The sequence below is a fragment of the Frankia sp. AiPs1 genome, from assembly GCF_023716945.1.
Classification (GTDB): Bacteria; Actinomycetota; Actinomycetes; order Frankiales; family Frankiaceae; genus Frankia.
The window spans coordinates 1-536 of record NZ_JAMQQF010001188.1; the positions used below are offsets into that span (position 1 = coordinate 1).

The window sequence follows — 536 nt, forward strand, 5'->3', positions numbered from 1 at the left end:
TGTGTGGTGCATGTGATCCGTAACGCGATGAGGTTCGTGTCCTACGGCGACCGCAAAGCCGTCGTCCGAGCGATGAAAGAGATCTACACCGCCCCGACCGTCGAGGCCGCCGAACTCGGCCTGGACGCGTTCGACAAGGCCTTCGGTGCCCGCTATCCCGGAGCAGTCGACGTATGGCGCCACGCCTGGATCGAGTTCATCCCGTTCCTCGACTACCCACCCGAGCTCCGGAAGGTCGTCTACACCACCAACGCCATCGAATCAATGAACTACCAGCTCAGGAAAATCACGAAGAACCGCGGGCACTTCCCCGACAAGGACGCCGCCATGAAACTTCTCTACCTCGGACTGCGGAACATCTCCAGCCACCGTGGCGGCGAGTCCGGAACCGGAACGCACGGATGGAGAATCGCACTCAACACGCTCGCGAACCTCTTCCCCGGACGCCTCCCCTTCTGATAGCCTGACCAGGCACACCACGAGAAACCACACGTAGGCTGTTCATCTCCGGCTTACACGAAAATCGTGACAGGCTC

At 60.6% G+C, this 536-nt stretch carries 1 protein-coding gene; it reads left to right on the forward strand.

Translation table 11 applies throughout. The features are described from left to right. A partial coding sequence (locus ND748_RS33575) for a transposase (RefSeq protein WP_251750221.1) occupies positions 1 to 459 on the forward strand: 459 nt, incomplete at its 5' end. Positions 460 to 536: the final 77 nt, after the last annotated feature.